Source organism: Pannonibacter carbonis (assembly GCF_003012935.1).
Classification (GTDB): Bacteria; Pseudomonadota; Alphaproteobacteria; order Rhizobiales; family Stappiaceae; genus Pannonibacter; species Pannonibacter carbonis.
Map to the genome: position 1 here is coordinate 1 of NZ_PUDR01000026.1, position 25,925 is coordinate 25,925.

At 64.9% G+C, this 25,925-nt stretch carries 26 protein-coding genes; 14 read left to right on the forward strand and 12 right to left on the reverse strand.

The window, feature by feature from the left end; genetic code table 11:
- Positions 1-374: 374 nt before the first annotated feature.
- A complete protein-coding gene (locus C8348_RS21555; protein ID WP_106755374.1) occupies positions 375-1,787 on the reverse strand; it encodes an FAD-binding oxidoreductase in 1,413 nt (470 codons plus the stop codon).
- A gap of 191 nt (positions 1,788-1,978) precedes the next feature.
- Here C8348_RS21555 and fabI point away from each other — a divergent pair, with 191 nt between their 5' ends.
- Together fabI and C8348_RS21565 are read left to right on the forward strand one after the other, a co-directional pair.
- The gene (gene fabI / locus C8348_RS21560) at positions 1,979-2,797 is read left to right on the forward strand and encodes an enoyl-ACP reductase FabI (RefSeq protein ID WP_106755375.1); all 819 of its coding nucleotides are present in this window, start codon (positions 1,979-1,981) and stop codon (positions 2,795-2,797) included.
- A 325-nt stretch (positions 2,798-3,122) separates the two neighbouring features.
- Positions 3,123-3,773: a histidine phosphatase family protein gene (locus C8348_RS21565; protein WP_106755376.1), complete on the forward strand. Its 651-nt coding sequence runs from the start codon at positions 3,123-3,125 to the stop codon at positions 3,771-3,773.
- A 23-nt stretch (positions 3,774-3,796) separates the two neighbouring features.
- Here the strand turns inward: C8348_RS21565 and C8348_RS21570 are convergent, their stop codons facing one another.
- Positions 3,797-4,063, reverse strand: a complete 267-nt coding sequence (locus C8348_RS21570; protein ID WP_106755377.1) for a DUF1344 domain-containing protein — start codon at positions 4,061-4,063, stop codon at positions 3,797-3,799.
- 254 nt (positions 4,064-4,317) lie between these two features.
- On the opposite strand from C8348_RS21570, the gene C8348_RS21575 reads away from it, so the two are divergent.
- From C8348_RS21575 to ribB, 3 genes are all read left to right on the forward strand, one after another.
- Complete coding sequence (locus C8348_RS21575; RefSeq protein ID WP_157950503.1) at positions 4,318-5,565, forward strand: DUF3095 domain-containing protein; 1,248 nt, start codon at positions 4,318-4,320, stop codon at positions 5,563-5,565.
- Positions 5,566-5,604: 39 nt separating this feature from the next.
- A complete protein-coding gene (gene aroC, locus C8348_RS21580) occupies positions 5,605-6,687 on the forward strand; it encodes a chorismate synthase (protein WP_106755379.1) in 1,083 nt (360 codons plus the stop codon).
- A gap of 69 nt (positions 6,688-6,756) precedes the next feature.
- Positions 6,757-8,076, forward strand: a complete 1,320-nt coding sequence (gene ribB, locus C8348_RS21585; protein ID WP_106755380.1) for a 3,4-dihydroxy-2-butanone-4-phosphate synthase — start codon at positions 6,757-6,759, stop codon at positions 8,074-8,076.
- A 285-nt stretch (positions 8,077-8,361) separates the two neighbouring features.
- On the opposite strand, the gene yghX is transcribed toward ribB, so the two are convergent.
- The 5 genes from yghX to C8348_RS21610 form a co-directional block, all read right to left on the reverse strand.
- A complete protein-coding gene (yghX, locus tag C8348_RS21590; RefSeq protein ID WP_106755399.1) occupies positions 8,362-9,249 on the reverse strand; it encodes a YghX family hydrolase in 888 nt (295 codons plus the stop codon).
- A 14-nt stretch (positions 9,250-9,263) separates the two neighbouring features.
- Positions 9,264-10,067, reverse strand: a complete 804-nt coding sequence (locus C8348_RS21595; protein WP_106755381.1) for a DUF1194 domain-containing protein — start codon at positions 10,065-10,067, stop codon at positions 9,264-9,266.
- Between the two features lie 274 nt (positions 10,068-10,341).
- Positions 10,342-11,172, reverse strand: a complete 831-nt coding sequence (locus C8348_RS21600) for a methyltransferase (protein WP_106755382.1) — start codon at positions 11,170-11,172, stop codon at positions 10,342-10,344.
- A gap of 70 nt (positions 11,173-11,242) precedes the next feature.
- Complete coding sequence (locus C8348_RS21605) at positions 11,243-12,358, reverse strand: GNAT family N-acetyltransferase (protein ID WP_157950504.1); 1,116 nt, start codon at positions 12,356-12,358, stop codon at positions 11,243-11,245.
- 58 nt (positions 12,359-12,416) lie between these two features.
- Positions 12,417-13,196: an SOS response-associated peptidase gene (locus C8348_RS21610; RefSeq protein ID WP_106755384.1), complete on the reverse strand. Its 780-nt coding sequence runs from the start codon at positions 13,194-13,196 to the stop codon at positions 12,417-12,419.
- Between the two features lie 151 nt (positions 13,197-13,347).
- Here C8348_RS21610 and C8348_RS21615 point away from each other — a divergent pair, with 151 nt between their 5' ends.
- From C8348_RS21615 to C8348_RS21630, 4 genes are all read left to right on the forward strand, one after another.
- Positions 13,348-13,860 carry a hypothetical protein gene (locus C8348_RS21615; protein ID WP_106755385.1) on the forward strand — a complete coding sequence of 171 codons (513 nt, stop codon included), beginning with the start codon at positions 13,348-13,350 and terminating at the stop codon, positions 13,858-13,860.
- Between the two features lie 83 nt (positions 13,861-13,943).
- Positions 13,944-14,405, forward strand: a complete 462-nt coding sequence (locus C8348_RS21620) for an NUDIX hydrolase (protein WP_106755386.1) — start codon at positions 13,944-13,946, stop codon at positions 14,403-14,405.
- A 95-nt stretch (positions 14,406-14,500) separates the two neighbouring features.
- Positions 14,501-14,935, forward strand: coding sequence for a TIGR02301 family protein (locus C8348_RS21625; RefSeq protein ID WP_106755387.1), 435 nt, complete (start codon positions 14,501-14,503; stop codon positions 14,933-14,935).
- Between the two features lie 200 nt (positions 14,936-15,135).
- A complete protein-coding gene (locus tag C8348_RS21630; protein ID WP_106755388.1) occupies positions 15,136-15,408 on the forward strand; it encodes a hypothetical protein in 273 nt (90 codons plus the stop codon).
- Positions 15,409-15,484: 76 nt separating this feature from the next.
- On the opposite strand, the gene C8348_RS21635 is transcribed toward C8348_RS21630, so the two are convergent.
- Complete coding sequence (locus tag C8348_RS21635) at positions 15,485-16,126, reverse strand: LysE family translocator (protein ID WP_106755389.1); 642 nt, start codon at positions 16,124-16,126, stop codon at positions 15,485-15,487.
- 154 nt (positions 16,127-16,280) lie between these two features.
- Between C8348_RS21635 and C8348_RS21640 the strand changes: the two genes are divergently transcribed.
- Entirely contained in the window at positions 16,281-17,045 is a 765-nt protein-coding gene (locus C8348_RS21640; protein WP_208983856.1) for a hypothetical protein, read from the forward strand.
- Positions 17,046-17,086: 41 nt separating this feature from the next.
- Here C8348_RS21640 and C8348_RS21645 read toward each other — a convergent pair whose 3' ends face one another.
- From C8348_RS21645 to C8348_RS21660, 4 genes are all read right to left on the reverse strand, one after another.
- Complete coding sequence (locus C8348_RS21645) at positions 17,087-17,776, reverse strand: class I SAM-dependent methyltransferase (protein ID WP_208983860.1); 690 nt, start codon at positions 17,774-17,776, stop codon at positions 17,087-17,089.
- A complete protein-coding gene (locus tag C8348_RS21650; protein ID WP_106755390.1) occupies positions 17,769-19,055 on the reverse strand; it encodes a BtaA family protein in 1,287 nt (428 codons plus the stop codon). The genes C8348_RS21645 and C8348_RS21650 overlap by 8 nt, the downstream gene beginning before the upstream one ends.
- A 405-nt stretch (positions 19,056-19,460) precedes the next feature.
- Positions 19,461-20,813, reverse strand: coding sequence for a L,D-transpeptidase (locus C8348_RS21655; RefSeq protein WP_208983857.1), 1,353 nt, complete (start codon positions 20,811-20,813; stop codon positions 19,461-19,463).
- 262 nt (positions 20,814-21,075) lie between these two features.
- Positions 21,076-22,425, reverse strand: a complete 1,350-nt coding sequence (locus tag C8348_RS21660) for a dihydroorotase (protein ID WP_425270842.1) — start codon at positions 22,423-22,425, stop codon at positions 21,076-21,078.
- A 199-nt stretch (positions 22,426-22,624) separates the two neighbouring features.
- On the opposite strand from C8348_RS21660, the gene ygfZ reads away from it, so the two are divergent.
- The 4 genes from ygfZ to C8348_RS21680 are packed head-to-tail and all read left to right on the forward strand — an operon-like array spanning position 22,625 to position 25,790.
- Entirely contained in the window at positions 22,625-23,533 is a 909-nt protein-coding gene (gene ygfZ / locus C8348_RS21665; RefSeq protein WP_106755392.1) for a CAF17-like 4Fe-4S cluster assembly/insertion protein YgfZ, read from the forward strand.
- 33 nt (positions 23,534-23,566) lie between these two features.
- Complete coding sequence (locus tag C8348_RS21670) at positions 23,567-24,229, forward strand: HD domain-containing protein (RefSeq protein ID WP_106755403.1); 663 nt, start codon at positions 23,567-23,569, stop codon at positions 24,227-24,229.
- 54 nt (positions 24,230-24,283) lie between these two features.
- A complete protein-coding gene (locus C8348_RS21675) occupies positions 24,284-24,790 on the forward strand; it encodes a tyrosine phosphatase family protein (protein WP_198647183.1) in 507 nt (168 codons plus the stop codon).
- Positions 24,791-24,809: 19 nt separating this feature from the next.
- A complete protein-coding gene (locus C8348_RS21680) occupies positions 24,810-25,790 on the forward strand; it encodes an NUDIX hydrolase (RefSeq protein ID WP_106755404.1) in 981 nt (326 codons plus the stop codon).
- Positions 25,791-25,925: the final 135 nt, after the last annotated feature.

A 25,925-nucleotide genomic window follows, 5' to 3' on the forward strand; every position in this document is an offset into this window, starting at 1 on the left:
TACATCCTGCTGCGCATCGTCCATGCCACCCAGCGCGCAATCCCTCAGCCCCGCGCCTTTGCCCGCCTCCTGCGCCTCAACATCATGCACAAACGGCCAATCGACCACCTCAGCAAAGCCCCGCCAACCCCGCCAAATGACACAAGGCAGATGCAACTCCCAGGCCTACAAACTTAAACCGGACAGCCGTGCCTTGTGCGGGGATCCATGCGGGCTGGGGGGATGGTGCACACTTCTGGTCAGCCGGACCCTGGACGCTGGATCCCCGCACGAGGCGGGGATGACCGCGGAGGGTGGGCGGAAGGTGGTGGCCATGGGCGGCACACTTCGGCAACCCGGGTCAGGCTGTCCGCCCGCTTTCCTGAATGCGCCCCTTACAGCACCCGTCCAGGGTTCAGCGTGTTGTTGGGGTCGAAGGCGGATTTGATGCGTTGCATCAGGTCGAGTTCGAGCGGGCTCTTTACCTCGCGCAGGAGGTCGCGCTTCAGGCGGCCGATGCCGTGTTCGGCGGAGATGGAGCCGTTGAACTCGTTCACGATGCCATGGACGAGGGCGTTCATCTCGTCCCAGCGGGCGATGTAGGCTTCCTTGTCGGCGCCGATCGGCTGGCTGACGTTGAAGTGGATGTTGCCATCGCCGAGATGGCCGAAGGGCACCGGGCGGCAGCCGGGGACCATGGCTTCGACGGCGGCAATCGCCTTGGCGAGGAAGGCCGGGATCGAGGCGACGGGCACGGACACGTCGTGCTTGATCGAGCCGCCCTCGGCGCGCTGCACCTCCGACATGCCGTGGCGGATGTGCCAGAAGTCCTGGGCCTGGGCCATGGATTCGGCAAAGGCCGCGTCCTCGACAAGACCCTTCTCGTAGGCTTCGCCCAGGATCGACTCCAGGAGGTCCCGCACCGGGAAGGCCTCGGTGCCCGAGGACAGTTCCATCAGCACATACCAGGGATGGGTGCCGGCGAGCGGATCGCGGGCGCCGGGCAGATGGCGGATGCAGAACTCCAGCCCGACGCGCGGCATGATCTCGAAACCGGTGAGAATCGGTCCGGCCTGCGCCTTGGCGGTGGAGAACAGGTCCAGCGCCGCTTCCGGGCTCGACAGGCCGATGAAGGCCACTTCCAGCTTCTTCGGCTTGGGGAAAAGCTTGAGCGTGGCGGCCGTGATCACCCCCAGAGTGCCCTCACCACCGATAAACATGTGTTTCAGATCGTAACCGGTATTGTCCTTGCGAAGGGCCCTGAGACCGTTCCAGACATCGCCATTGGCCATCACGACCTCGAGGCCAAGGACCAGATCGCGGCTGTTGCCATAGGCCAGAACAGCGGTGCCGCCGGCGTTGGTGGAGAGGTTGCCACCGATCTGGCAGGACCCTTGCGAGCCCAGCGCCAGCGGGAACAGCCGGTCGACGGCATCTGCCTCGCGCTGCAGCGTCTCCAGCACCACGCCAGCCTCGACGGTGATGGTGAAGCCTTGCGGATCAACGTTGCGCACGCGGTTCAGCCTTGCCAGCGAAAGGACGATTTCCTCCCCGGATTCCTTGGGGATCTGGCCGCCGACGAGGCCCGTGTTGCCACCCTGGGGTACGATCTTGAGGCCGTTTGCGTCGGCATATTTCAGCACCGCGCTGACCTCGTCCGTCGTGCCCGGACGCAGCACCATCGGCGTCACGCCCTGGTAGAGATCACGCCATTCGACGAGAAACGGCGCCTTGTCGGAGGCCGCGGTGAGCACATTCGCGGCACCGATCAGCTCGGCAAAACGGGCAGCGTGGTCGAGTTCAGCCATTCACGTCACTCCTCAAGCGGACGGCCCTCGGACAGGCCAGGCAGGTGTGGGGCCGCTACCATATCGCAAGCCGCCGGTCCAGACTTCGCAGAGCCGCAGGCCCACGGGGATGACTTGAAGCAGCAAGGGGCCTGTGCCATAGGAGGCCAGCCCGCCGGGCAGACTAAAGGCATACGCATCTGGAGAGAATGATGGCGGACACGCGCGGACTTATGAACGGCAAACGCGGCCTGATCATGGGCGTTGCGAACAACCGGTCGATTGCCTGGGGCATCGCCAAGGCCCTTTCCGACGCCGGTGCCGAGCTTGCGCTGACCTATCAGGGCGAGGCGCTGAAGAAGCGCGTCGAACCGCTTGCCGAACAGCTGGGCGCCATCGTTGCCGGCCATTGCGACGTGACTGATGCAGCCAGCATCGACGAGGTGTTTGCCCATCTGGAAAAGACCTGGGGCAAGATCGATTTCCTCGTGCACGCCATTGCCTTCTCCGACAAGGACGAACTGACCGGCCGCTATGTCGACACCACGCCGGGCAACTTTGCCCGCACGATGGACATCTCCTGCTATTCGCTGACCGCTGTCACCCAGCGCGCGGAAAAGCTGATGACCGACGGCGGTTCGATCCTGACGCTGACCTATTACGGCGCCGAGAAGGTCATGCCGCATTACAACGTCATGGGCGTTGCCAAGGCGGCGCTGGAAGCGAGCGTGAAGTATCTCGCCGTTGACCTCGGCCCGAAGAACATCCGCGTCAACGCCATCTCGGCCGGCCCGATCAAGACACTCGCCGCCTCGGGCATTGGCGACTTCCGCTATATCCTGAAGTGGAACGAGTACAACGCCCCGCTGCGCCGCACGGTCACCATCGAGGAAGTGGGCGATGCCGCCCTGTTCCTGTGCTCTGACCTTGGCCGTGGCGTGACCGGCGAGATCCAGCATGTGGACTGCGGTTACCATGTCGTCGGCATGAAGGCCGTCGACGCGCCGGACATTTCCGTCGTCAAGGACTGATCCTGTCGGCTGCGGAGCAGGCTGGGACCTCACCGGCGTCATCCCGGACGAGCGCCAGCTCGAGCCGGGACCGGAGGGTCGATGTTTCCGTTGTTTCAATGAGAGAGTAGCCGACAGGCTCTGGCTCTCCGGTCCCGGATCTTCGCTTCGCTGCGTCCGGGATGACGTGGCGAGCCTGAAAAATACACCCCCGGTCCATTCCCATGGGCCGGGGTTTCGTATTTGTGAGGGCCGGTGTGCCAGGCTGGCATTGACAGGGCTGCGGGCGCTCGGGCACAGGAACGCTGCCCGCCCTTCCCGTTTCCTCCTCACGCTGGATTCGCCCATGTCCACCGGCCTTCCCTCTACCGGCCTCCCCTCTACCGGCCTCCCCTCTACCGGCCTCCCTGATCGCCTCATCTTCATCCGCCATGGCCAGACCGACTGGAATGCGGAAGGCCGCATGCAGGGGCAGAAGGACATTCCGCTGAATGATACGGGGCGCGGCCAGGCCCGACGCAACGGCCTGGCGCTGGCCAGCTTCCTGGCTTCAAAGGGCTGGCAGGCGGAGGCGTTCGATTTCGTGGCCTCGCCGCTGGGGCGCACGCGGGAGACGATGGAACTCATCCGCGGAGCCATGGGCCTTGATGCGGCGGCCTACGCGCTGGATGACCGGCTGAAGGAGATCACCTTCGGCACCTGGGAAGGCTTCACGGTCGAGGAACTGGCGGTCAGTGATCCGGACCGTGTGGCGGCGCGGCGGGCGGACAAATGGGGCTTCACACCGCCGGGCGGGGAAAGCTACGCCATGCTGACCACCCGCATCGGCGGCTGGCTCACCAGCGTGGACCGGCCGATGGTGGCGGTGATCCATGGCGGTGTCATCCGCGTGCTGCGCGGGCTGCTGGAGGGGCTGGAACCGGCTGCAGTTCCGCGCCTCGATGTGCCGCAGGACGTGGTCTATGTCTGGGACGACGGCCGCCTCACGCTGGTGTAGGGCGGCAGCCGGGCCGTGCCCGCCTACTGGATCTGCAGGTCGTAGAGCATCTTCTTGGAGCCGTCGACGTCGTAGAAGACGCGCACGAGCTGGCCGGGCTTCAGGTCATCGACGTAGAAATCGACCGGGAAATGGTAGACCTGACCATCGGTCAGCGTGATCGTTGCGGTTTCCGGGTTGATCTCGGCAATCTTGCCTTCGGCTTCGTCTGCAACAGCTCCCGAGATCTGCGCGCCGGCGAGAAAGATAGCAAGGCCAAGTGCGGCCAGCCCCTTGAAAATGGACTTCATGTTCAACTCCGACTGGGCACCGCAGCCTGCGGCAGCCAGGACTGATGCTTGCCTCAAACGATCATTCTCATGCCGCAGACGTGATCTGGAACACGGATCCGGCGACTTTATACGTGCCTATATCGGAACCAAAAGGCGTTTTCACGGCAGCGCCGGAATATCCCGTGCGAAGCTGTAGGCCGTTGGCGAGCAGCGTGCCAAAGTCGGCCCATGTATCGGCCCATGTATCGGCCAGTGGAAAGGGATCTGCGCGGATGAGGGACGAGGACTTCTATCTGGATCTTCCCGCCTTTGCGGATTTTGGCGGGGTTGCGGATGGCGAGGCCTATCGGTCTGTTCCCGATGCGTGGCTGGTTGCGGCGGCCGACATTGTGCGCTCGACCGAAGCGATTGCGGCCGGGCGCTACAAGGACGTCAACATGATCGGCGTGGCGGTGATTTCCGCCCTGCTCAACCGGCTCGGGCGCGACCGGCTGCCTTTCGTGTTTGGCGGGGACGGCGCGATGGTGTTGCTGCCGGCGTCCGGACAGGCCTCTGCCGCTGAAGCGCTTGCAGGCGTTGCGCGACTGGCCCGCGAGGCGGCCGGGCTGGAGTTGCGGGTGGCGTTGATCCCCGTCTCTGATCTCAGGGCGGCAGGGGCCGACATCCGCCTGCGCAAGTTCGAGCTGAGCCCGGGCAACTTCCTCGCCATGGTCAGCGGGGACGGACTGATGCTGGCCGAGCGCTGGCTGAAGGATGAGTTGCAGGGCGCGGCCTATCGCATCACGGACCCGAACCCCGCAACACCCGACCTCACCGGCTTTTCCTGCAACTGGGAACCGCTGCGCGCCCGCAATGGCCGCATCGTGTCGCTCATGGTCCGGACCACCGAAGCTGCCGGACCGGAGGGCCTTGCAGGGTTGATGCGCGGCCTCAGCGACCATGCCGGCGTTGATGCGCGGGCCAGCGAGCCGCAGGAAGCGCCCGTCCAGGACGAAACACTGCGCATGCGGGCAGTGCCCGATAGGCTGGCGACGCAAGTCCGGCTGTTCACGGGCGGCAGCCTGTCGCCATTCCTGATCCTGAGGACACTGGTGCTGGTCGCGCTTGTCCGCTTCGCCCGCTGGAGCGGCTGGCGGCTCGGATCACTCGAGCCTGTCCGCTACATGCGCGAGATGCAGCTCAACACCGACTTCCGCAAGTTCGACGATACGCTGCGGCTGGTGATCGACGTGAGCGAGGCTCAGGCGGAGGCACTGAAGACGTATCTGGCGCAGGAATACGCGGCTGGCCGTCTCATCTACGGCCTGACCGAAGCCGATCAGGCCTTGATGACCTGCTATGTCTCCGACTTTTCTGCCAGCCAGCATGTGCATTTCGTCGATGGCGCCAATGGCGGTCTGGCGCTGGCCGCGCGTGACTTCAAGCAGAGGCAGAAGGAGCTGGAACAGGCCCTGCAACGGCCCTTGCCGGGCGGTCATGCCGGTGGCCAATCATTTGACGCTGCCGCCAAACCCGCCTAGAACCGGCCTGCCTTTCCTGTTGTTCCGTCCGGGCTGTCCATGTCGCACAATTCTTTCGGCCATCTGTTCCGTTTCACCACCTGGGGCGAAAGCCACGGCCCGGCCATCGGCTGCGTGGTGGACGGCTGCCCGCCGCTGATCCCGCTGACGGAAGCCGACATCCAGGGCTTCATGGACAAGCGCAAGCCGGGGCAGAACCGCTTCACCACCCAGCGGCAGGAGCCGGACCAGGTGAAGATCCTCTCCGGCGTCATGATCGACGAGGACGGGGTGCAGAAGACCACCGGCACGCCGATCTCGCTCTTTGTCGAGAACACCGACCAGCGCTCCAAGGACTATTCCGAGATCAAGGCGAGCTATCGCCCCGGTCACGCCGACTACACCTATGACGCCAAGTACGGCATCCGCGACTATCGCGGCGGCGGCCGCTCCTCCGCGCGCGAGACCGCGATGCGCGTGGCCGCTGGCGCTGTTGCCCGCAAGATCATTCCCGGCGTCACCATTCGCGGCGCGCTGGTGCAGATGGGCCCGCACAGGATCGACCGCGCCGCCTGGGACTGGGCGGAAGTCGACAACAACCCCTTCTTCTGCCCGGACGCGAAGATGGCGGCCTTCTACGCCGAGTATCTCGACGGCATCCGCAAGGCCGGTTCCTCCGTCGGCGCGGTCATCGAAGTCGTCGCCGAAGGCGTTCCGGCCGGTCTTGGTGCGCCGCTCTATGGCAAGCTCGACCAGGACATCGCCAGCGCGCTGATGTCGATCAATGCGGTCAAGGCCGTGGAGATCGGCAACGGCTTCGACGCGGCGAGCCTGACCGGTGAGGACAATGCGGACGAGATGCGCGCCGGTGACACCGCCCCGCGTTTCCTCTCCAACAATGCCGGCGGCATCCTGGGGGGCATTTCCTCCGGCCAGCCAATCGTTGCCCGCTTTGCCGTGAAGCCGACCTCGTCAATCCTTAACCTGCGCCAGTCCGTCACCCGGCAGGGGGAAGAGGTGGACGTGATGACGAAGGGCCGCCACGACCCTTGCGTCGGCATTCGCGCCGTGCCGGTGGGCGAGGCCATGCTGGCCTGCGTCCTGGCCGACCATTTCCTGCGCCATCGCGGTCAGGTGGGTTGATTTCAGCGAGACTGAAAACTCCTCATCTATTTCCTTGCGACTGAATAGGTCCTGCGCTAGGCTCTGCGCATGAGACTGGATCATTGGCTTGCACAGACCGGGGAAAGCCGCAGCGCCTTTGCGCGCCGCGCAGGGCTTTCGCCTGCCTCGGTCACCGCGCTCTGCAACGATCCCGGTGCCTGGGTGTCGCGGGACATGGCCCGCAAGATCGCCGAGGCCACGGGCGGTGCGGTAACGCCGAATGATTTTCTCGGCCTATCCACCACGAAGGAGCATCCCGTGTCCCAGGCCCGTGTAGCCGAAGCGATCCGCGCCTTTGAGCGCGGCGAGATTGTCGTCGTCACCGATGATGACGACCGCGAGAACGAGGGCGACCTGATCGTCGCCGCGACCAAGGTGACGCCGGAGCAGATGGCCTTCATCGTGCGCCACACCTCCGGTATCGTCTGCGCGCCGATGACCGTCGAAGCGGCCAAGCGGCTGCGCCTTGATCCGATGGTGGCCAGCAATGACGCGCCGCTTGCCACCGCTTTCACCATCTCCGTCGATTACCGGCACGGGCTCACCACCGGCATTTCCGCCGACGAGCGCTGCGCCACCGTGCGCGGTCTGGCCAATCCGAACGCAGGCCCCTCCGACTTCGTGCGCCCCGGCCACGTCTTCCCGCTGATTGCCAAGGAAGGCGGCGTGCTGATGCGCTCCGGCCACACCGAAGCTGCCGTCGACCTGTGCCGTCTGGCCGGCCTCGAGCCGGTCGGCGTCATCTGCGAGCTGGTCAATGACGATGGCAGCGTCAAGCGCGGCGCACAGGTGGCGGAATTCGCCGCCGAGCACGGGCTCAAGATGGTCTCCGTCTCCGACCTCATCGCCTGGCGCCAGCGCACCGAACGCCTGATCGAGCGTGTCAACGAGCAGCCCGTGCAGACCGTGGCAGGCCCTGCCTATGCCGTCACCTACGCCACGCCCTATGACCCGATGCACCACGTGGCCGTCATCTATGGCGACATTCTCGATGGCCGCAACGTGCCGGTGCGCCTGCAGCTGGAATCGGTGCTGGACGATGTCTTCGGCGCTGCCCAGCCGCTCGACGCGGTGATGAAGAGCTTTGCCGACCGGGGCCGCGGCGTGATCGTGTTCCTGCGCGAAGGCTCTGTAGGCGTTGCCCGCCAGTCCAAGCGCGCCCGCTCCGATCTGGAAGCGGCGGAAACCGAAGAGCATGGCTCGGCGCAGGTGCGCCAGGAGCAGTGGCGCGAAGTGGGCCTCGGCGCGCAGATCCTCAAGGATCTCGGCGTCACCTCGATCCGCCTCCTGTCCTCGCGCGAGCGGCACTACGTCGGCCTGGAAGGCTTCGACATCAAGATCGAGGCGACGGAGATCGCTGAAACCTGAGGTGCGACGGAAGGTGGCGGGTTGCAATTGCCCTGAGGGCCGTTGACTTGCTCTGTGTCACCCCGGCCGAGCAACGCGAGAGCCGGGGCCTACTCATGCCTTGAGCCTTGATTCTTGATCGGGGCGGCCCACCGACTTTCAGCACGTCGGCCAAGTCAACGCGGTAGCCCCACTCGTCGCTCTGCAAACGAGTGGTCCCCGGCTCGGCGCTGCGCTTGCCGGGGTGACAAAAACTGTCGCACAGCCAAGTAAGCCCCCCTGCCTGACAGCAGCGGGGCTTTTTCGTTACTTGAGATGTTCCTGGAAGAAGGCGATGGTGCGCTCTTCGGCGAGTTTTGCGGCGGCCGCGTCGTAGCGCGGCGTGGTGTCGTTGTGGAAGCCGTGGTTGACGCCAGGATAGATATAGGCCGTATAGGTCTTGCCGGCCGCTTTCAGCGCTTCCTCATAGGCCGGCCAGCCAGCGTTGATGCGCTCGTCCAGTTCGGCATACTGGATCAGGAGCGGTGCCTTGATTGCAGCAACGTCTTCCGGCTTGGGCTGGCGACCATAGAAAGGCACGCCGGCGGCCAGTTCCGGATAGGCGACCGCGATGGCATTGACCACGCCGCCGCCATAGCAGAAGCCGACCGCACCGACCTTGCCCGTGCTGGCCTCATGCGCCAGCAGGAACTCAAAACCGGCGAAGAAATCGTTCATCAGCTTGGTGCCGTCGACAGTCTGCTGCAACTCGCGGCCCTTGTCGTCATTGCCGGGATAGCCACCGACCGAGGTCAGCCCGTCCGGCGCCAGCGCCAGGAAACCGGCCTTGGCAAGGCGGCGGGCGACGTCCTCGATATAGGGATTGAGGCCACGGTTCTCGTGGATGACCAGTACGGCCGGGAGCTTGCCCGTGGCGGTGGCCGGGCGGACCAGATAGCCGTTCACCTCGCCATGGCCATTGGGCGAGGGATAGGTGATGCGTTCGGCCGCGATGGCGGCGTCGTCGGGGGCGACCTGCTGGGCGAGGGCGTAGTTGGGGGCCAGCTGATCAAGCAGCATCGCGGCTGTCAGGCCCGCGACGGTGAACTTGGCCGCGCCCTCCAGAAACTCGCGCTTCGAGATCTTGCCATGGGCGTAGAAGTCATAGAGGTCGAGGAGTTCCTGCGGAAAGTCCTTGGCCGTCTTGCGCGGCACGGGGGTCATGTCATTCATCGGATCGCTCCCTGTTGCTGGTTCTGGATGACAAGTCCGGCGGCCCGCGCGGGCCCGGTGACCCGCGCCAGACGCCCCGCCGGGACATCACCGGCGATCTCGAGGATCAGCTTGCGGCGCACGGCGGCAGCAAAGCTCTGGGCATTCTCGGCGCTGACGACGAAGGAACCCGGACCGCCGATGATCATCTCGCCAAAGGCAGCTTCGAGATCGTAGGACGAGGGACGGCCGGAGCAGAAGCGGCAGAGGACGGCGAGGCCATTGATGATGATGCCGGCCTTGACCACCTCGTCACGCGCCACGGTGATCGCCGGGCCGCCCCAGTTGCCGGCGCTGTCGGCCGACAAGTCGATGACGCGGCGCATGCCGGTGAAGGCGTTTGTCTCCAGCTGGGCCTTGCCGTAGAGCAGCGCCGAACCGATGGCGTTGCGGCCATAGGCCTTGCGCGGGCGGCCTTCGGTGAGGGCGGCGGCAAAAGCGGCGGCGCTTTCGGGACCGTCGATGATCATCCAGTCGACGACCATGTCCTGCGACCCCGGCCCGGCCCATTCGGCATAGGCGACCGCGATGCGGCCGACCATGTTGCCCGTGATGGCGGAGAGAACGGCAGGGTCGACGATGGCCTCGGCATAGCCCAGGCGCTGGAAGCGGATCTCGTCGTCGTCGATCGAGCCGGTTGCATCGGCCAGCAAAATCAGCTCGAGATCGACCTCGGTCTGTGCGAGGGCCGGCTGGGGCAAGACCAGCCCCTGCCCCATCAGCGCGACCAGCATCAGTACCGCCGAAACCAATGACCGCATGCCCGCCCCTCCGGCTTCCACACGCTCACAAGCTACCGTGTTGACGCCACAAGGGGAGAGCAAGCTTTGGGCAATGACGTCATTGTGAAGAGGGAGAGACCGAACGTGGTATTCTGCCCAGGTCATCAACGTTGATGCTTGCAACCTTTCGAAAATTGCCTCTGGCAGTACAATCCGCAACTCATAACACCAGAGCAGATGGGACTTATCCCACCTGCTGGCTAACACTTATACCGAGGCACCGAGATACTGACGCATCGCGCCTTGAAAATGCTCAACCGCCGCGGCGGGCGAGGATCAGGTGGCCGGGGACGGGCTCGCCGTCTTCGAGGCGGACGGTGATCGGGTCCATGGCCAGGATGGCAAAGCCATTGGCGGACAGAACCTCGCGGACATAGGTTTCCGCATGGGCGAAGCGGCGCTTCGGGCCAACGATATAGGGCTGACCGGCCAGGGCGTCGTCCGGCAGGGTCTCGGTGGAGAAGCCGAAGACGCCGCCGGGGTTGAGGCGGACGGCAGCGGCGGCGATTGCCGGTTCGAGGCGGCCGAGGTAGGGCATTACATCCGTTGCAGCGATGAGGTCATAGGTCGGTCGGCCGCCGTCCTCGTCTTCGAATTCTTCGAGGAAGGCGACGGCTTCGCCGACGTAAAGGTCTTCGTAGACCTCACGGTCGAAGGCGATCTCTATGATGCGTTCGGAGAGATCGACGCCGGTGATGGTGTCGCTGATATCGGCGAGCGCTTCGCCGGTCAGACCCGTGCCGCAGCCCAGATCCAGCACGGCGGGGTAAAGCCCCGGCGCATGGGTGCGCAGCTGCTCGCGCAGGAGCAGCGGCACGCAGTATTCGAGCTGGTCGACGAGGATGGCTTCGAAGACATCGGCGTGCTGGTCGAACAGCGTGGCGACATAAGCGTCCGGCATGCGTTCCGGCGTTGCCACGGCGCCCATGGCGGCGAGGCGAATGCTGGCACCGCAATGGTCTTCCGGATCCAGTTCGAGCGCCTGACAATAGGCCTCGGCGGCTGCCTTGAGATCACCGGCCTTTTCCAGCTCCAGGCCACGGTTGTAGACCTCGGCCAGGGCCTCCTCATCAAATTCGCTCATATCCTGCCTCTCGTGTCAGTCGTGAGGCCGCCTCTTACCTGCTATGACGGCAAAAGGACAGTCCGGCGCGTCAGAAGTCGGCGTGCAGGCGGCTCCAGCTTTCAGAGGCAAGGCCGCCGACGTAGAAGCTGTCTTCCCGGATCGCCTGCATCGCCGTTTCGTGCCGGCTGGCGATGCAGCAGAAGCCGCGGTGCTTCAGCGTGAGCCAACGGTGGCGCTGCAGGGCATTCATGAGGAATGGCTGTGCCATGCCTACAGCCATCGCATAGCCCTCGGCGTCGAGAGCGGCCAGCATTGCGGTGATCGTATCGTTCTCCGCGCCCGGATGACAGAGGACGTTAAGAACTTCCGCCCGCCGGCCAGTTGCACCATAAAAGACAAAGCCTCCGACCGTCGCACCACCGGTATCGCGAATGAGACGAAACTGCAGACGGCCATGGCGCTCGTTCTCACTGGCGAGCCGGGCAAGCCAGCCGAATTCCAGCTCGGTCCAGCTCGGATGCAGCCGAAAGCGCGCCAGCATTGCCATGGCAGGGGCGCGGAATGCATCTGCGCCCACGGAGGCGACCTCAAGCCCCAGCGCGGCCTCGACGGCAAGCGTTGGCCGGAGATGACGGAAGGGGCGGTCAGCCAGCGCCAGGGGAGCAAGGGCAACCATGCCGCCAAGTCGCGGCAAGCTGCGGCGCAATTGCAGGGCCGCGGCGCGGGCCGGGCGAAACACCCGTTGCCAGGCGAGGCTCTGCACGGAGAGAACCACACCGCCGCCGGTGACCCAATGATCAGCGCTGACGGCGGAAGCGCTGTCGGCAATCAGCAGATCGTGGTTGGCAGCACGGAAGTAACGCGAGAGACGAGCAGCCCCGACCTGTCCTTCGCGGCCATCGGCCATGAACGAGCACAGCAGACGGGCTGTGATCGTGTCGCCGTCCAGACAATACCGAAAGGGAATGCTGAGCAGCGCGGAGCGCAGGCCTGTGCAGGGGTGGTCATAAACCATGCTGCCGGTCTCGGCCGAGTAACCGGGTGCGGTGAAACAGAGACGGTCAAGATATGGCGCCAGATCCGGGTGTGGAGCCGGCGCACCGGGACGGAAGACACGCGTGAACAGCGTGGCTACAGCCTCGCTGTCATCCGGCCGCATTGGCCGGACCAGCCGACTGGCCGCCCCTGTTCCCGTCTTGCTCATCCCTGCCCTCGTCTCTTGTTGTAGTGGAAGAAACTACCAACAAAGACTTGCCGTTTGGTTAGCTTCGATCCGCTTTTTGCGGTGCGAAGAGATCAAACTGGCTGGCAACTTCCGCTTGGCCTGCCTTGCGGGACTGGCGTTGGGGCCGGACAGACGGTGGGGAGTGCTCAGCATCTTCAACCGGCTGCTGCACAGCTGGATCATCATTGGCAAAGGTGTTGACGCGGGAGGAGACGGGAATGAGGTCCAGAAAATCCTCCGGAGCGGGCCGCAGCAGACGGGTCGCAGCGCGGCTGTCGATCGTCGCCGTATCGAGCCAGGCGTCGAAGTCCTCCGGCGGCACGATGGCGGGCATGCGGTCATGCACAGCGGATACAGCCGCACTGGCTGGAACTGTCAGCACCAGGCCGGTGTCCATGTCGCCGCCGGCCGGATCGGACCAGGTGTCGAAGAGGCCGGCGAAGGCAACCAGGCCGCCGCCCTTCGGACGGATGAAGAAGGCCTGTCTGGACCCGTCCTGACGCCGCCACTCATAGAAGCCGCTGGCGGGAACGAGACAGCGGTGATGGCGCATGGGGCCCCGAAAGGACGGCTTTTCCGCCGCTGTTTCCGTGCGGGCGTTGACAAGAAGCGTGAAACTGGCCGGATCCTTGACCCAAGAGGGAACGAGGCCCCAACGAACCAGACCAAAGCGGCGACGACCATGGTCCTGCCTGACGATTGCAATGGGCTGGGTTGGCGCAATGTTGTAGCGGGGCGGGAAATTCGGCGTGTCCTCATAGGCGAACAGTGCCTTCACCTCTTCCGGTGTCGCCGTCAGTGTGTAGCGTCCGCACATGGATAACAGTATCCCGATCGAGATTGCCGGCTGCGGACATGCCTGCAGCAGTCGGGCGAACAGCCAGCGGAAGACCTTGGTATCGCTAAGTTAGTTGTTTGGCAACGAAGGCGGCGTAGGGTGCAGGGATCGAATGGAACGGGGGCAAGGCATGGCTGCGGAGGAACCAGTGCTGGGTGTTGGCGACCTTGCTGCTGATCGCCTGCAGCATGCCAACATCAATCCGGCCACGGGCCTTGCAACCGACTACCTCAACCACTTCAACGAAGTGGTGATGCTGCTCGAAATGCTGCCGGCAATGCCGGACTGCGCCGAGGACGTGCTGGCCTGGGAGCCGGCGGATTACGAAGCGCATTTCGAGAACTCCACATTTTCCGAACGACAGCTGGCGATCCTTGCCTATCACGCCGCGCCCGTGCGCCTGCGCAGCCACCTCGACAATCTGACGGGGCAGATCAATGCCGCCGTCCTGGCCGCCCAGGCCGCATTGCGCAGCGCCGGCGACCCGGCAACAGTGGCCAACATGTTGGCCGAGCAGGCAACGCACCAGATCAAACCGCTGATCGGCATGGCGAGCGGTGTCATCCACGGCCATATCAGCGGCCGCGACGCGCTGCTCGACGGCGAAGAGACCCAGGCGGAAATCGACGCTCTGTTCGCCTGAGCCGGCCAAAACTCAAGCCCCTATGGCCTGCCCCGCGACCGCATGCCCTTGCCCGAACCTGTCCGGCATGGCAGGACGAGCGCATGAGCTCGAAACCATCCGCCGATGCAGCATCCCCCTCAAGTCTGGCAGCGACGCCTAGATCCAAGCCGGTGCCCGGCGTCAGCATCCTGCTTCATTGCGCCGGCAAGGTGCTGCTGGTGAAACGCGGCAAGGCTCCCTATGCCGGAGCCTGGAGCCTGCCCGGGGGACGGGTGGAGCCGGGCGAAAGCCTCGTAGAGGCCGCCTTGCGCGAATTGCGCGAGGAAACCGGTCTTGCGGCGCCGCTCACCGGCCCGGTGGAAACATTCGAAGCTGGCCGGTCCGCAGATCATCCCGGCTATCTCCTGTCGGTGTTCATTGGCGCATGCCCGCCGGACACGCTGCCCTTGGCGGGTGATGATGCGGCCGCTGTTTCGGTCACAGCACTCGAGGACCTTGATCGGCTGGAGATGACCCCGGGAACGGCAGAACGGATCCGTCGCCTGCTGAAGTTCCCCGGATAGTTCCTGGACACGGCTTGCCCCGCGCCACCGACACCGCCATGATCGCGGCGCAATCAGCTCCGGATGGGTCCGGACGGCAGGGACGCGCAGGATCGATGCGGACAGCAGCGACGCAGACAGCACCAAGCAGGGCGCGCAGGCAGCGGGCAACCGTCGCAGCCGTTTTGGCTGCCGGATGCCTGTTGCTGCTGACAGCGCCTCAAGGCTGGGCCCAGGCGCCCGCTGACGAGCCGCCGTATGAACGCCAGTTGTTGCGACTGTCGGAAATCCTCGGTGCGCTGCATTTCCTCCGGCCGCTGTGCGCAAGGCCCGATGAGCCGGCATGGCGTGACCAGATGCAAGCGCTGCTGGACGCCGAAGCCGCAGACGAGGCGCGCAAGCGTCGGCTGGTCGAGCGCTTCAACCATGGCTACCGGGGCTTTGCCTCGGTCTATCATTCCTGTACACCGGCGGCCCGCGACGCGCTGACCAGTTATGTCAGCGAGGGCAGCGCCCTGGTGCGCGATGTGACCAGCCGCTACAGCCGCTGAGCCGGCTTTGGCCAAGGCCGCACAAGGCCTTGAAAGTTAACAAGCACTTAACCCTGATCGTATAATTTGTGGGCTGATCTTAAGAATGCCTTCACACTCGCTTCCCGTGAAGAATGACCATGGTAAGGTCTTGTCGAGATTCGGGAGAGGGTAGCGCGCCGGTTCGGCACACCGGTGCAGCCAGAAGCCAAAGAGACAGCATGACCAACGACGATTACACGGACATGGCGGCCGATACGCAGTACCAGGAAGACGACGACATCCGTCGTGCTGCACTTGGCTTCATCAGCGATGCCTGGGCAGAGGCAATTGCCTGCGGCGTGGACACCGATGCGGTGGCGCATGCGGCGATGTTTACCGCGCTTGCCGATCTCGTCACCACCTATGGCGAGGAAGCCGTTGCCAAGCTGGCAGAAGGCCTGCCGCAGCGCATCCTGCGCGGTGACTACTCGGTGAACCGGGTCCTGCAGTAATCCGGATCGCGCCTGGAAACGCAAGGAATGGCCCGCCTCGGCGGGCCAATTGATTCTGGATGCGAGTTCCGGGCTGTCACAGACACTCGTAGAGCGCATTCGCAGCGATGGCGGCGGCGAAGGCCAGCAGAAGCAATCCCGCGAGCCGGTTGACGCCGTCGAGCCAGCGATCGTTCAGCCTGTCCCGCAAGGCTGCCACGCCGCCCGCAACCAGGGCCCACCACAGGCTGGCACCGGCAACAACGCCGGCCAGCATGGCCCCTGCTCCGGCATAGTCCTCCGGGTCCGGCCCCCAATCGCCCAGCCCGCCGAAGATCGCCAGGAAGCCCAGCATGGCCCCAGGATTGGTGATCGCCATAGCAAAGGCGGCGGCCATATCACGCCACACGGTATGGTCCAGCGGGGCCTGCGGCCCCTTGTCGATGTGCGGATGGCTGCGCATGATGACGAGGCCGAACACAGCCAGGACACCGGCGCCGACAATCTGGATCAGGCCGCGGTGGCCCTCCATGAACTCCGCGACCACGGAGACACCGAAAATGGCCGCTGTGGCAAAAATCGTGTCAGCAAGCGCCGCGCCGAGCCCGACAAGGAAGGCGGAAAAGAAGCCGCACCGAAAGGCGCGGCGCAACACCATGATGTTGACCGCACCGACAGGCGCGCTGGTCAGAAGTCCGATGAATAGACCGATCAGGGCATAGGCCAGATGGGAGGTCATGGGCTCCTTAACAGCTTGAAGGCAACGGATAAGTGCCCTTTACCGGATTGATCGGCGGAAGGGAAGCGAAGCATCGCAGCTTCTTAGCTGTGGCCGAAACGGGGGAGCAGCGTGTAATAAGAGATAACGAAACCCGGATTCGAGACCGCCGCACATGGTACGTGTCTGCCTTGCCTTGCTGCTTGCCAGCACTGCGCTCTGCGCAACCGCCGCAACTGGGACTGCCACTGCTGCCACCGTGCGGACGGAAACCATCCGGATCGATCCGCCGCAGCCGGTGACGCCACAAGGAACAAACCCTTCGGCAGAACCGAGTGTCACTCCGGGGGCCGGGCAACAGATCCCGGCAGGACAGGTTCCGTCCATACTGACGGATCAGCCGGAGGACACAGCACCTTCAGTGGACGACGTGGATGCGCTGGACGAGCCCCCCTCGCAGCAGAACCAGTTGCCTGTGCCTGAGGTCAGGTATGGCGCCGACGGGCTGCCTACCCCTGTGGCCCGCATGCGCGAGCAACTGATGGAGGCTGCCCGCTCCGGCGACGTCGAAAAGATGCGCATGGTGCTGGAAGGCAATGAAATGATGCCGACCCTGTCGCTGACCGAGATCGGCGACCCGATCGCGTTTCTGAAGGACAGTTCCGGCGACGGTAACGGCATGGAAATCCTGGCCATCCTGCTCGACGTTCTTGAGGCGGGCTGGGTGAAGGTCGATGCCGGCACGGCGCAGGAAATGTATGTCTGGCCGTATTTCGCCCGCTACCCGTTTGACAAGCTGACGCCACAGCAGAAAGTCGAGATGTACCGGATCGTGACGGCTGGCGACTTTGCCGAGATGGATGCCTATGGCGCCTGGCTGTTCTACCGCGTCGGCATCGGCCCCGACGGCACGCTGCATTACTTCGTCGCCGGCGAGTAAGGCCGTGGCGGCAAGGCCACCACGGCGCAGGCGCGACTGACTCAGTCCTTGCGGATCTCCGCCCAAACGGAATAGCCACGGTAGAGCGTGCCCGTCGCGGCGGTTGCGCCATGGCTGGCGGCAAGGTTGTTCACCACCTCGGCGGTGTCAGCGCGGGGGGACACGTGGAACTTCGCCAGCCAGGCGAACAGCAGCGCCTTGAACCAGCGCGGCAGCTTGTCCTGCTGGCCGAAATCGACCAGGGACAGCGTGCCGCCGGGCGACAGGGCCTTCAGGCCTGCCGTCAGCGCCGCCTGCCAGGGCGGGATCATCGACAGGGCATAGGAGAAGAACACCCGGTCGAAGGTCGCCCGCCCGAACAGAGCTTCCGCGTCAAAGTCGGTCGCATCGGCGCAGGCGAGCCGGATCCGTGACGACAGACCGGCGCGGGCAATGTTCGCCCGCGCGGTCTCCAGCATCTCGGCCGAGATGTCGAGGCCAAAGAACTGCGCCTCCGGATGGCGGCGGGCAGCGGCAATCAGATTGCGTCCCGTGCCGCAGCCCAGTTCCAGCACGCTGCCACCGGCCGGCGGATCGAGCCGGTCGATCAGCCGGTCGCGGCCGAGGAGATAATACTTGCGCGTCAGGTCGTAGAAGTGGCGCTGGTGGCGGTAGACCTGATCCATCAGCGCAGCCGCTTCACCGGTCTTGCCGGTCTGGCTGCTCTGGCTGGCGCCCGTCGGATTATCCATTGTAGACATAGAGGTGGAAGCCTCCATAGATCGACGAGCGGTCCTGACGGCCGAGGTCAAGGCTGCGCGCCTCTTCATAGGTCCAGCGGCCCAGAATGTCGTCGGCCACGCGGCCCGGCAGCAGGGTCGGCTCGGCGGCGGTGCGGAAGATGACGCGCGCGCCCGGCCGGGCGGTGCGGGTGATTTCGGACCACAGGGCGTTAAGCTGGTCGTCGGTCATCCAGTCCTGCGCATCCAGCAGCACATAGGCGTCCAGGCTGTCCTCGTCCTGGCCTTCCAGGTGCTCGGTGAAGGAGCGGTTGATCACAGTGACCCGATCGGCACGGTCACGGATCGTCTCGAAATGCTCGCGGCGCAGATAGGGCGGCAGCGGGCCGGCTTCGCCGGTTCCGGACGCAACTGGTGCGCTGGCCAGGCCACCGGCGTTCGGCGCATAGCCGCGGTTGAACGCCTGCCAGGCGAAGTAGTTGTCGGAGAGCTTGAAGTCGCAGGCGAGCTTCTGCAGCCGCTGCTTCAGCACGTCGGACATGCTGCCGGTCGGGCTGGCGGACACCAGCGCCTCATACTGGGCTGGCGGAATGCCGAGACCATAGAGCGACATCTTCTTCGACGTCGCCCAACGGACCAGCCGCTTGTCGAACAGCGGCGCCAGGGCGGTGTCGAAATAGCTGCGCTGCTCATCCAGCGTCCGGGCGCGCACGAAATGCTTCGGATCGATACCATAGAGCTTGGCAATAAAGTGCCCGGCGCCGATGCAATAACCAAGCAGGCCGTGGTGATAGAGGTCGCGCGAGAACAGGGTGATGCGTTTGCGGCCCCAGCCGGTCAGGTCGCGGCCTTCCCAGTAGGCGCGGCTTTCCTCGTCCAGATTGCGCTTCAGGAAGCGCTCGTAGGCGGCGATGTTGCCCTTTTCGTCGGCTTCACCGAAGAAGCGGTAGAAGCTGTCGTAGTTCGGCAGATGCTGCGCGGCGGCAAGCTTCAGGCGGCCGAGGGCAACATGGGCCCGGTTGAGATCGACAGCCGTGATCTCGGCCGGATCTGCGGTGAGGTAGGACATCACGTTGCAGCCACCCGACGAGATGGTGACCATGCGCGAATGCCGCTTCAGCTCCAGCGCCTGCATGTCGACATCCGGATCCTCCCAGATCTGCGGATAGACAAGCCCCTTGAAGGCGAAGGTGAACAGACGTTCCAGCAGCCCGTCCTTCGACGTGGCGCTAGACCGGTGCACGGCTTTCTTCAAACGGGCCTTGGAGGCCTCCAGAGTGCTGGCGGGCATGCGCTCCTCCTCATCTTCCGCATCAACTGGCGGATGAACGATCCTGTCCAGCGATTCCCTCGCCGGATAAGGACCTCACGTGGAGGCGAGCGATACTTGAGCTTGACGACAATTGGGTGACGCCGGGGGAACCTTAGGCTTTGGCACGACGGCAAGGGTTACATGTTGCCCGGGCCCTACTCCGTGTCACCCCGGCCAAGCGCAGCGCGAGCCGGGGCCTACTCGCTTGCAGAGTCTCAATTTATGCGTGATGCCGAAGACCGGGCGATAGGGACAGGCTGCGTCCATGGAGCAACAAGATCACCGCTCTGCGAACGAGTAGGCCCCGGGTCTTCGCTTCGCTGCGCCCGGGGTGACACCGAGGGTCTTTTTGATCCGCTCCGCCGGGAGCCCCCGGCGGCGGCGTCAGCGCGTGGTCACGACGAAGTCGGTGCCAAGGCCGGTGTTGCGGGCAAAGCTGCGGTCGGTGACGATCAGCGACGAGCCGGGCGTCAGCATCAGGCCGATGTCGCGGGCGACCGATTTCGGCAGGCTCACCCGGTCCAGCACCGCTTCCGGCGACAGGCCAGGACGCGCCTCGGCATTGACCGCGACCCAGGTCACATCGCTGTCGCCCTTCTCGAACCCTAGCGTGGTGAAGATCACGGTGCCGAGCGGCAGATGCGGATCCTTCAGCGCCACCGGGGCTTCATAGATGTCCTTGAAGTCACGGCGGATGCGCAGGACGGCCGTCAGCGTTTCATCTTCACCGAGCTCACGATAGAGCGCCTTCAACAGGCTGGTGGTCATGTTGCCGGTCACCGGCAGGTTTGCACCCGCCTGAAACTGGCGGATGGCTTCGCGTGTCCGCTTGCCCATCACACCATCCTCAAAGCCGGCATCGAAGCCGAGCTTGTTGAGGAGCGTCTGGGCCCGGTGAACATCACTTCCCGCGGCCTTCGGCGTGATGATCATGCGCAGCGGCTTGTCGGACAGCGCCTGATTGGCGGGAACTTTCGCCGGCTCGATCGAGCCTGTGACGATCGACCCGCGCAGACCGGAATCCGAGGTGACAATCGGCAGGTCCAGGCTGGCAACAGCGGTGCCGGCCTCATAGGGCTGCGGCAGGGCGGTATGGCGCACCGAAACCGGTTCAACCGGCGCGTCGGTGATCACCACATGCGCGCCGCGCCCGGTCATGCCGAACAGCGACTGGGCAAACTCCATCGGCATGCGGACGCAGCCATGCGAGGCCGGATAGCCCGGCAGCTTGCCCTGGTGCAGGGCAATCCCCGACCAGGTCAGGCGCTGCATGTAGGGCATCGGCGCGTTGTCATAGATGTTGGAGAAGTGCTTGCGGCGCTTTTCCAGGATCGAATAGACGCCCGTCGGCGTGCTGTGGCCCGTCTTGCCGGACGAAATCGGCGACTGTCCCACGACCTCAAGGCCACGGTAGACTGTCATTGACTGGGCCTGCAGCGAAATCACGATATGCAGCGGATCGTCAGGTCCAGCCTCCGTTGCAGCCGGTTGGGCCACTGCGCCGGCAACGGCCTGCAGCTTCTGCGTGGCTGGCCGGTTGCTCGCTGACTGGCCCTTGCCATCGCCCGGACGCTCCGTCGCGCCAGCCGTGGTGAGGGTCGCAAGCCCGATAAAAGCGGCAAGCGCCAGAGGCAGAGCCCCAGCGAGCGTTGTGTGCAACAGGCCGGAGACGTCCATAGCCTGTGCCTGGACGAGACCGAAGCGCTTCGCCGATGCTGAATTTCCGCTTTTGACCATGACCTCGAGCCCCGCGTTACTATCGACTGGTGCAAGCCCGACCCGGACCCTAACGAAGTCCCGTGTAATTACCGTTAGGAAACTGGGTTACCGAAGTGTGTGAATTCGAACGGCTCTGTTCATAACCGCTTAACTCCCGCCGCACTGTGGCATCTGTCACATCATGGTCAAAATCACGATTGGCGGAGAGGAAAACTCCAACCGCCAATCGTCTGTCAGGATCGAGGTGCCGAAAACACCCTGGCGCGCCCCAAGCAGGGGATCACCCCTGCGGCAGCGCGTCCTGGAAGGTGATGACCTCGCCGGTGGAGGGAGCCGTCAGCTCGCCCTGCCACATGACCTTGCGGCCACGCACGAAGGTGCCGACCGGCCAGCCGGTGACGGTGACCCCGTCATAGGGCGTCCAGCCGGCGCGGGAGGCGATCCATTCATTGCGGATGGTCTCGCGGCGCTTCATGTCGACAATCGTGAAGTCGGCATCATAGCCGACCGCGATGCGGCCCTTGCGGGCGATGTTGAACAGCCGCGCCGGGCCGGCACTGGACATGTCGACGAAGCGCTCCAGCGTCAGACGGCCGGCGTTGACGTGGTCGAGCATGGTCGGGACGAGCGTCTGCACGCCGGTCATGCCGGAATGGGAACCGGGATACTCGTGATCCTTTTCCTCGCGCGTGTGCGGCGCGTGGTCAGAGCCGAGAATGTCGGCAATGCCCTGGTTGACGCCCCACCACAGCTTCTCCTGATGCGCCAGATCGCGCACCGGCGGGTTCATCTGGGCATAGGTGCCAAGGCGCTCGTAGCAGTCAGGCGCATGGAGCGTCAGGTGATGCGGCGTCACTTCCACGCTGGCAACATCCTTGTGCTCGGCGAGATACTCCATCTCCTCGCCGGTCGACAGGTGCAGCACATGCACGCGCTTGCCGAGGCGGCGGGCCAGCGTCACCAGACGCTGGGTCGCCAAAAGCGCGGCAGTCTCGTCGCGCCAGACCGGATGCGAACGCGGATCGCCCGGCACGCGCTCGCCCATGCGGGCGCGCAGGCGCATCTCGTCCTCGCAGTGGAACGAGGCGCGGCGGGTGATCTGCTTCAGGATCTTGGCGAGGTTCTCGTCGTCCTCGACCAGCAGGTTGCCGGTGGACGAGCCGATGAACACCTTGATGCCCGCTGCCCCCGGCAGCTTTTCCAGCGCCGGGATCTCCTCGATGTTCTCCGCCGTGCCGCCGACAAAGAAGGCAAAGTCGCAGTGCATGCGGTGATGACCGGCGGCGACCTTGGCAGCCAGCGTTTCGGCAGAGGTGGTGTTCGGGTTGGTGTTCGGCATCTCGAACACGCCGGTGACGCCGCCCATCACGGCTCCGCGCGACCCGGTCTCCAGGTCTTCCTTGTGCGTCAGGCCCGGCTCGCGGAAATGCACCTGCGTGTCGATGACACCGGGAAGGATGGTGAGCCCGGCGCAGTCGATGCGCTCGGCAGCCACTTCCGAGCGCAGGTCCCCGATCAGCGATATACGGCCACCCCGGATGGCAACATCCCGGATCGCCGCCCCGTCCTGGTTGACCACGGTGCCCCCTGCCAGGATCAGGTCATGCGGCTTTGCTGTCATTGTGGCCATCGTGAATTCTCCGCGTTCGGGTGGCAGGTCTGGCGCTGCGAATAGGACGGTTACATAAGATGCGCGCCGGAGCGGGTCCACTGGATTCAGGACAGGGCAGCTTGCCGGCAGTCTGCTGCCCGACCGGCCCTTGCCGGATGGACGCGGCAGGTCTATCTGCAAGGGACTGCATCCTTTACGTGTTTTTCCGGAGATCCCGATGTCCGACATCCGCCATGCCTTGCTGCCAAGCCGGGGTGTTCTCTGCCTGACAGGTCCGGATGTGGTGCATTTCCTCAACAATCTCGTCACCAGCGACGTTGAACATCTGGAGCCGGGACAGGCCGGTTTTGCGGCGCTATTGAGCCCGCAAGGCAAGATCCTGTTCGATTTCCTTGCGCTGCGAACCGCAGACGGGTTCCTGATCGACGTCGCGCGGGCCGTCACGGCTGATCTTGCCAAGCGGCTGACCTTTTACCGGCTGCGGGCAAAGGTCGAGATTGCCGATCTCAGCGAGAGCCATGCGGTGGCCGTGTGCTGGGGCGGACCCGAGGCGGGTGGACCTGCGACATTCGCGCTGGACGGAGCGGTGACAGCCCGAGATCCGCGCCTTGACGCGCTCGGCCTGCGCATTGTCGCGCCGTCTGCCGGTTTGCTCGAAGCGCTTGCGGCCGGCGGTAGCACGCTGGCCAGCGAAGCGGACTGGACCGCCCATCGAATCGCGCTCGGGGTGCCACAGTCCGGCGAGGATTTCGCGCTTGGTGATGCCTTTCCCCATGACGTGGACATGGACCAGCTTGCCGGCGTGTCCTTCTCCAAGGGCTGCTATGTCGGCCAGGAAATCGTAGCGCGCATGGAGCACCGGGGAACCGCGCGCAAGCGGATGATCCAGGTGACCGGCTCCGCGCCCCTCCCCGCAGCAGGAACGGCGGTGATCGCAGGCGAGCAACAATTGGGCACGCTCGGCTCCTCCACAGGCAATCAGGGGCTGGCCCTGCTGCGCCTTGACAAGGTGAAGGCCGCCCTCGACAACGGCGCCGACCTCAGCTGCGGCGACATCAGCCTGACGGCAACCCTGCCGGCCTTCGCCCGCTTCGGCTGGCCGCAGGGAGCGTCGTCGGAGGGCTGATCCCGGCCGACACAAAACAACGGACCCATGTGCATGGCTGCCGACAGACCCGATCTTCCCAAGCGCGCCTGGCAGCGCATGTTGTCCGGCCGGCGGCTCGACCTGCTTGATCCCTCGCCACTGGATGTGGAACTCTCCGACATTGCGCATGGGCTTGCCCGCGTTGCCCGCTGGAACGGGCAGACCCGCGGCGACCATGCCTTCTCGGTCGCCCAGCATTCGCTGGTCGTCGAGGATATCGCGCTTGGCCTGAAGCCGGACCTGCCGCCGCACTGGCGGCTGGCGGTGCTGCTGCACGATGCCCCTGAGTATGTGATTGGGGACATGATCTCGCCGTTCAAGGCCGTCATGGGCGGTGACTACAAGCTGGTCGAGGGACGGCTGCAGGAGGCGATCCACCTGCGTTTCGGCCTGCCGGCGAAAGTTCCCGACGCGGTCAAGAAACTGGCAAAGAAGGCGGATATCGTCTGCGCCTATTTCGAGGCGGTGGAACTGGCCGGCTTTGACGACGAGGAAGCCGCGCGGATCTTCGGCCGGCCCAAAGGGTTTGGCACCGGACCTGCCGATGCGCCGCGCCTCGGCCTCGACCCGCAACCGGCGTCGCAGGCACAAGCTGCCTTCATTGCCCGTTTCGAGTCCATTTCAGCCGACATGGCGGCGGAGACCGCCGCGAAAAAACGCAGCGGCGGGCGATGACCGCAGGCCGCGAAGCAGTTAGGGTCAAGACAAGCGGAACCGGATAGCCTGACGATGTTGCATGTGTGTTCTCTCGCGCGCCTGAGTGAAACGGTCGACCGGACCGGGGCAACCCATCTGGTCAGCCTGATCAATGCCGACACCCATGTGCCACGGCCGGACAGGATTGCAGCGGAACGTCACCTGTTCCTGGGTTTCAATGACATCATCACGCCGGTGGATGGTCTGGTGCCGCCGGCAGAGGCCCATGTCGCCGAGTTCATCCGCTTCGTGCGAACCTGGGACCGGCAGGGCGCGATGGTCATCCATTGCTGGGCCGGCATCAGCCGGTCGACGGCTGGAGCCTACATCGCCGCCTGCACGTTAAACCCCGGCGCGGACGAGATCGGACTTGCCGAGGAACTGCGCCGGCGCGCGCCGTCCGCCACACCCAATGCCCGGCTGGTGGCCTTTGCCGACAAGATCCTCGGCCGCAACGGGCGCATGATCGACGGCGTGCGCGGCATCGGGCGCGGCGCCGATGCCTTTGAAGGAACCCCCTTCGAAATGCCGGTCGGCTGACATGGAGACGAGGCCCGAGATGACCAGCGGCTCCGCCACCATCGAAATCGGCCTCAATGCTGTCATCGTTTCCGTCAACGGCACTGTGCCACAGGTGCTGGCCGTGGCGGGCCTTGCCGCAGGAGAGCCAGACGGCCTGCCCTTCGGTCCCTTCGATCCACTGCATCACCGCACCTTCGAGATCGGGCTCAGGTCCTGGGTCGAGGAACAGACGGCGCTCGGCATCGGCTATGTCGAGCAACTCTACACTTTCGGCGACCGGGGCCGGCACATGACGGTCGGCGACACCGGCCCGCATGTGGTCTCCGTCGGCTATCTCGCGCTGACCCGGCCAAGTGCCGACAACGAGGAGGTGCTGGCGCGGCATCACTCGTCCTGGCGGTCCTGGTATGACTTTTTCCCCTGGGAGGACTGGCGCGACGGCCGTCCGGCGCTGCTTGACGGCGAGATCCTGCCGGCGCTTCAGGCGGCAGCCGAACGGACACCGGATCGTCAGCCGGTGGGCGGGCTGAAGCGCGAGGAGCGGATCCGGCTGGCCTTTGGCGAGGACGGCAGCGCCTGGGACGAGGAGCGGGCGCTGGATCGCTATGAACTGCTTTATTCTGCCGGGTTGCTGGAAGAGGCCTTGCGTGACCGGCGGCCGGAGGCGCTGGCCTGTCCGGACTTGCCCAAGTTCGGCCGCCCGATGCGCTTTGACCACCGGCGGGTGCTGGCCACCGCCCTGTCGCGCCTGCGCGGCAAGCTGAAGTACCGTCCCGTTGTGTTCGAACTGATGCCCGACACCTTCACGCTGACCGAATTGCAGCAGACCGTCGAGGCGATCTTCGGGCGGCATCTGCACAAGCAGAATTTCCGCCGGCTGGTGGAAAATGCCGAGATGGTGGAGCCGACCGGAGCCACCTCGACGGCGACCGGGGGACGCCCGGCGGCGCTGTTCCGCTTCCGCCGCGAGGTGCTGAAGGAGCGCCCTGCCCCGGGCCTGCGCGTCGGCGGGCGCTGACGGCGCCTCCGTTCTTCCGCCAAGTTCTTAACCGTGTTTCTTGCATTTCAGCAAAACCGACGCAGCGGAACGCTGGGGTCGCGCGGCCATTAACGGAACCTCAAGGTTAAGCCGGCACAGTCAAATGCAGCTATT

Bases quoted from the DNA above. Each gene is read 5' to 3' on its own strand.
- C8348_RS21610 (WP_106755384.1), bottom strand. From the start codon at position 13,196: ATGTGCGGACGCTACACACTGACGGCGACACCGGAAGAGGTGAAGGCA.
- C8348_RS21595 (WP_106755381.1), bottom strand. From the start codon at position 10,067: ATGCGGTCATTGGTTTCGGCGGTACTGATGCTGGTCGCGCTGATGGGG.
- aroC (WP_106755379.1), top strand. From the start codon at position 5,605: ATGTCGCACAATTCTTTCGGCCATCTGTTCCGTTTCACCACCTGGGGC.
- fabI (WP_106755375.1), top strand. From the start codon at position 1,979: ATGGCGGACACGCGCGGACTTATGAACGGCAAACGCGGCCTGATCATG.
- C8348_RS21570 (WP_106755377.1), bottom strand. From the start codon at position 4,063: ATGAAGTCCATTTTCAAGGGGCTGGCCGCACTTGGCCTTGCTATCTTT.
- C8348_RS21670 (WP_106755403.1), top strand. From the start codon at position 23,567: ATGGCTGCCGACAGACCCGATCTTCCCAAGCGCGCCTGGCAGCGCATG.
- ribB (WP_106755380.1), top strand. From the start codon at position 6,757: ATGAGACTGGATCATTGGCTTGCACAGACCGGGGAAAGCCGCAGCGCC.
- ygfZ (WP_106755392.1), top strand. From the start codon at position 22,625: ATGTCCGACATCCGCCATGCCTTGCTGCCAAGCCGGGGTGTTCTCTGC.
- C8348_RS21650 (WP_106755390.1), bottom strand. From the start codon at position 19,055: ATGCCCGCCAGCACTCTGGAGGCCTCCAAGGCCCGTTTGAAGAAAGCC.
- C8348_RS21630 (WP_106755388.1), top strand. From the start codon at position 15,136: ATGACCAACGACGATTACACGGACATGGCGGCCGATACGCAGTACCAG.
- C8348_RS21555 (WP_106755374.1), bottom strand. From the start codon at position 1,787: ATGGCTGAACTCGACCACGCTGCCCGTTTTGCCGAGCTGATCGGTGCC.
- C8348_RS21620 (WP_106755386.1), top strand. From the start codon at position 13,944: ATGAGCTCGAAACCATCCGCCGATGCAGCATCCCCCTCAAGTCTGGCA.
- C8348_RS21625 (WP_106755387.1), top strand. From the start codon at position 14,501: ATGCGGACAGCAGCGACGCAGACAGCACCAAGCAGGGCGCGCAGGCAG.
- C8348_RS21660 (WP_425270842.1), bottom strand. From the start codon at position 22,425: ATGGCCACAATGACAGCAAAGCCGCATGACCTGATCCTGGCAGGGGGC.
- C8348_RS21680 (WP_106755404.1), top strand. From the start codon at position 24,810: ATGACCAGCGGCTCCGCCACCATCGAAATCGGCCTCAATGCTGTCATC.
- C8348_RS21575 (WP_157950503.1), top strand. From the start codon at position 4,318: ATGAGGGACGAGGACTTCTATCTGGATCTTCCCGCCTTTGCGGATTTT.
- C8348_RS21675 (WP_198647183.1), top strand. From the start codon at position 24,284: ATGTTGCATGTGTGTTCTCTCGCGCGCCTGAGTGAAACGGTCGACCGG.
- C8348_RS21655 (WP_208983857.1), bottom strand. From the start codon at position 20,813: ATGGTCAAAAGCGGAAATTCAGCATCGGCGAAGCGCTTCGGTCTCGTC.
- C8348_RS21645 (WP_208983860.1), bottom strand. From the start codon at position 17,776: ATGGATAATCCGACGGGCGCCAGCCAGAGCAGCCAGACCGGCAAGACC.
- C8348_RS21635 (WP_106755389.1), bottom strand. From the start codon at position 16,126: ATGACCTCCCATCTGGCCTATGCCCTGATCGGTCTATTCATCGGACTT.
- C8348_RS21565 (WP_106755376.1), top strand. From the start codon at position 3,123: ATGTCCACCGGCCTTCCCTCTACCGGCCTCCCCTCTACCGGCCTCCCC.
- C8348_RS21605 (WP_157950504.1), bottom strand. From the start codon at position 12,358: ATGAGCAAGACGGGAACAGGGGCGGCCAGTCGGCTGGTCCGGCCAATG.
- C8348_RS21615 (WP_106755385.1), top strand. From the start codon at position 13,348: ATGGCTGCGGAGGAACCAGTGCTGGGTGTTGGCGACCTTGCTGCTGAT.
- C8348_RS21600 (WP_106755382.1), bottom strand. From the start codon at position 11,172: ATGAGCGAATTTGATGAGGAGGCCCTGGCCGAGGTCTACAACCGTGGC.
- C8348_RS21640 (WP_208983856.1), top strand. From the start codon at position 16,281: ATGGTACGTGTCTGCCTTGCCTTGCTGCTTGCCAGCACTGCGCTCTGC.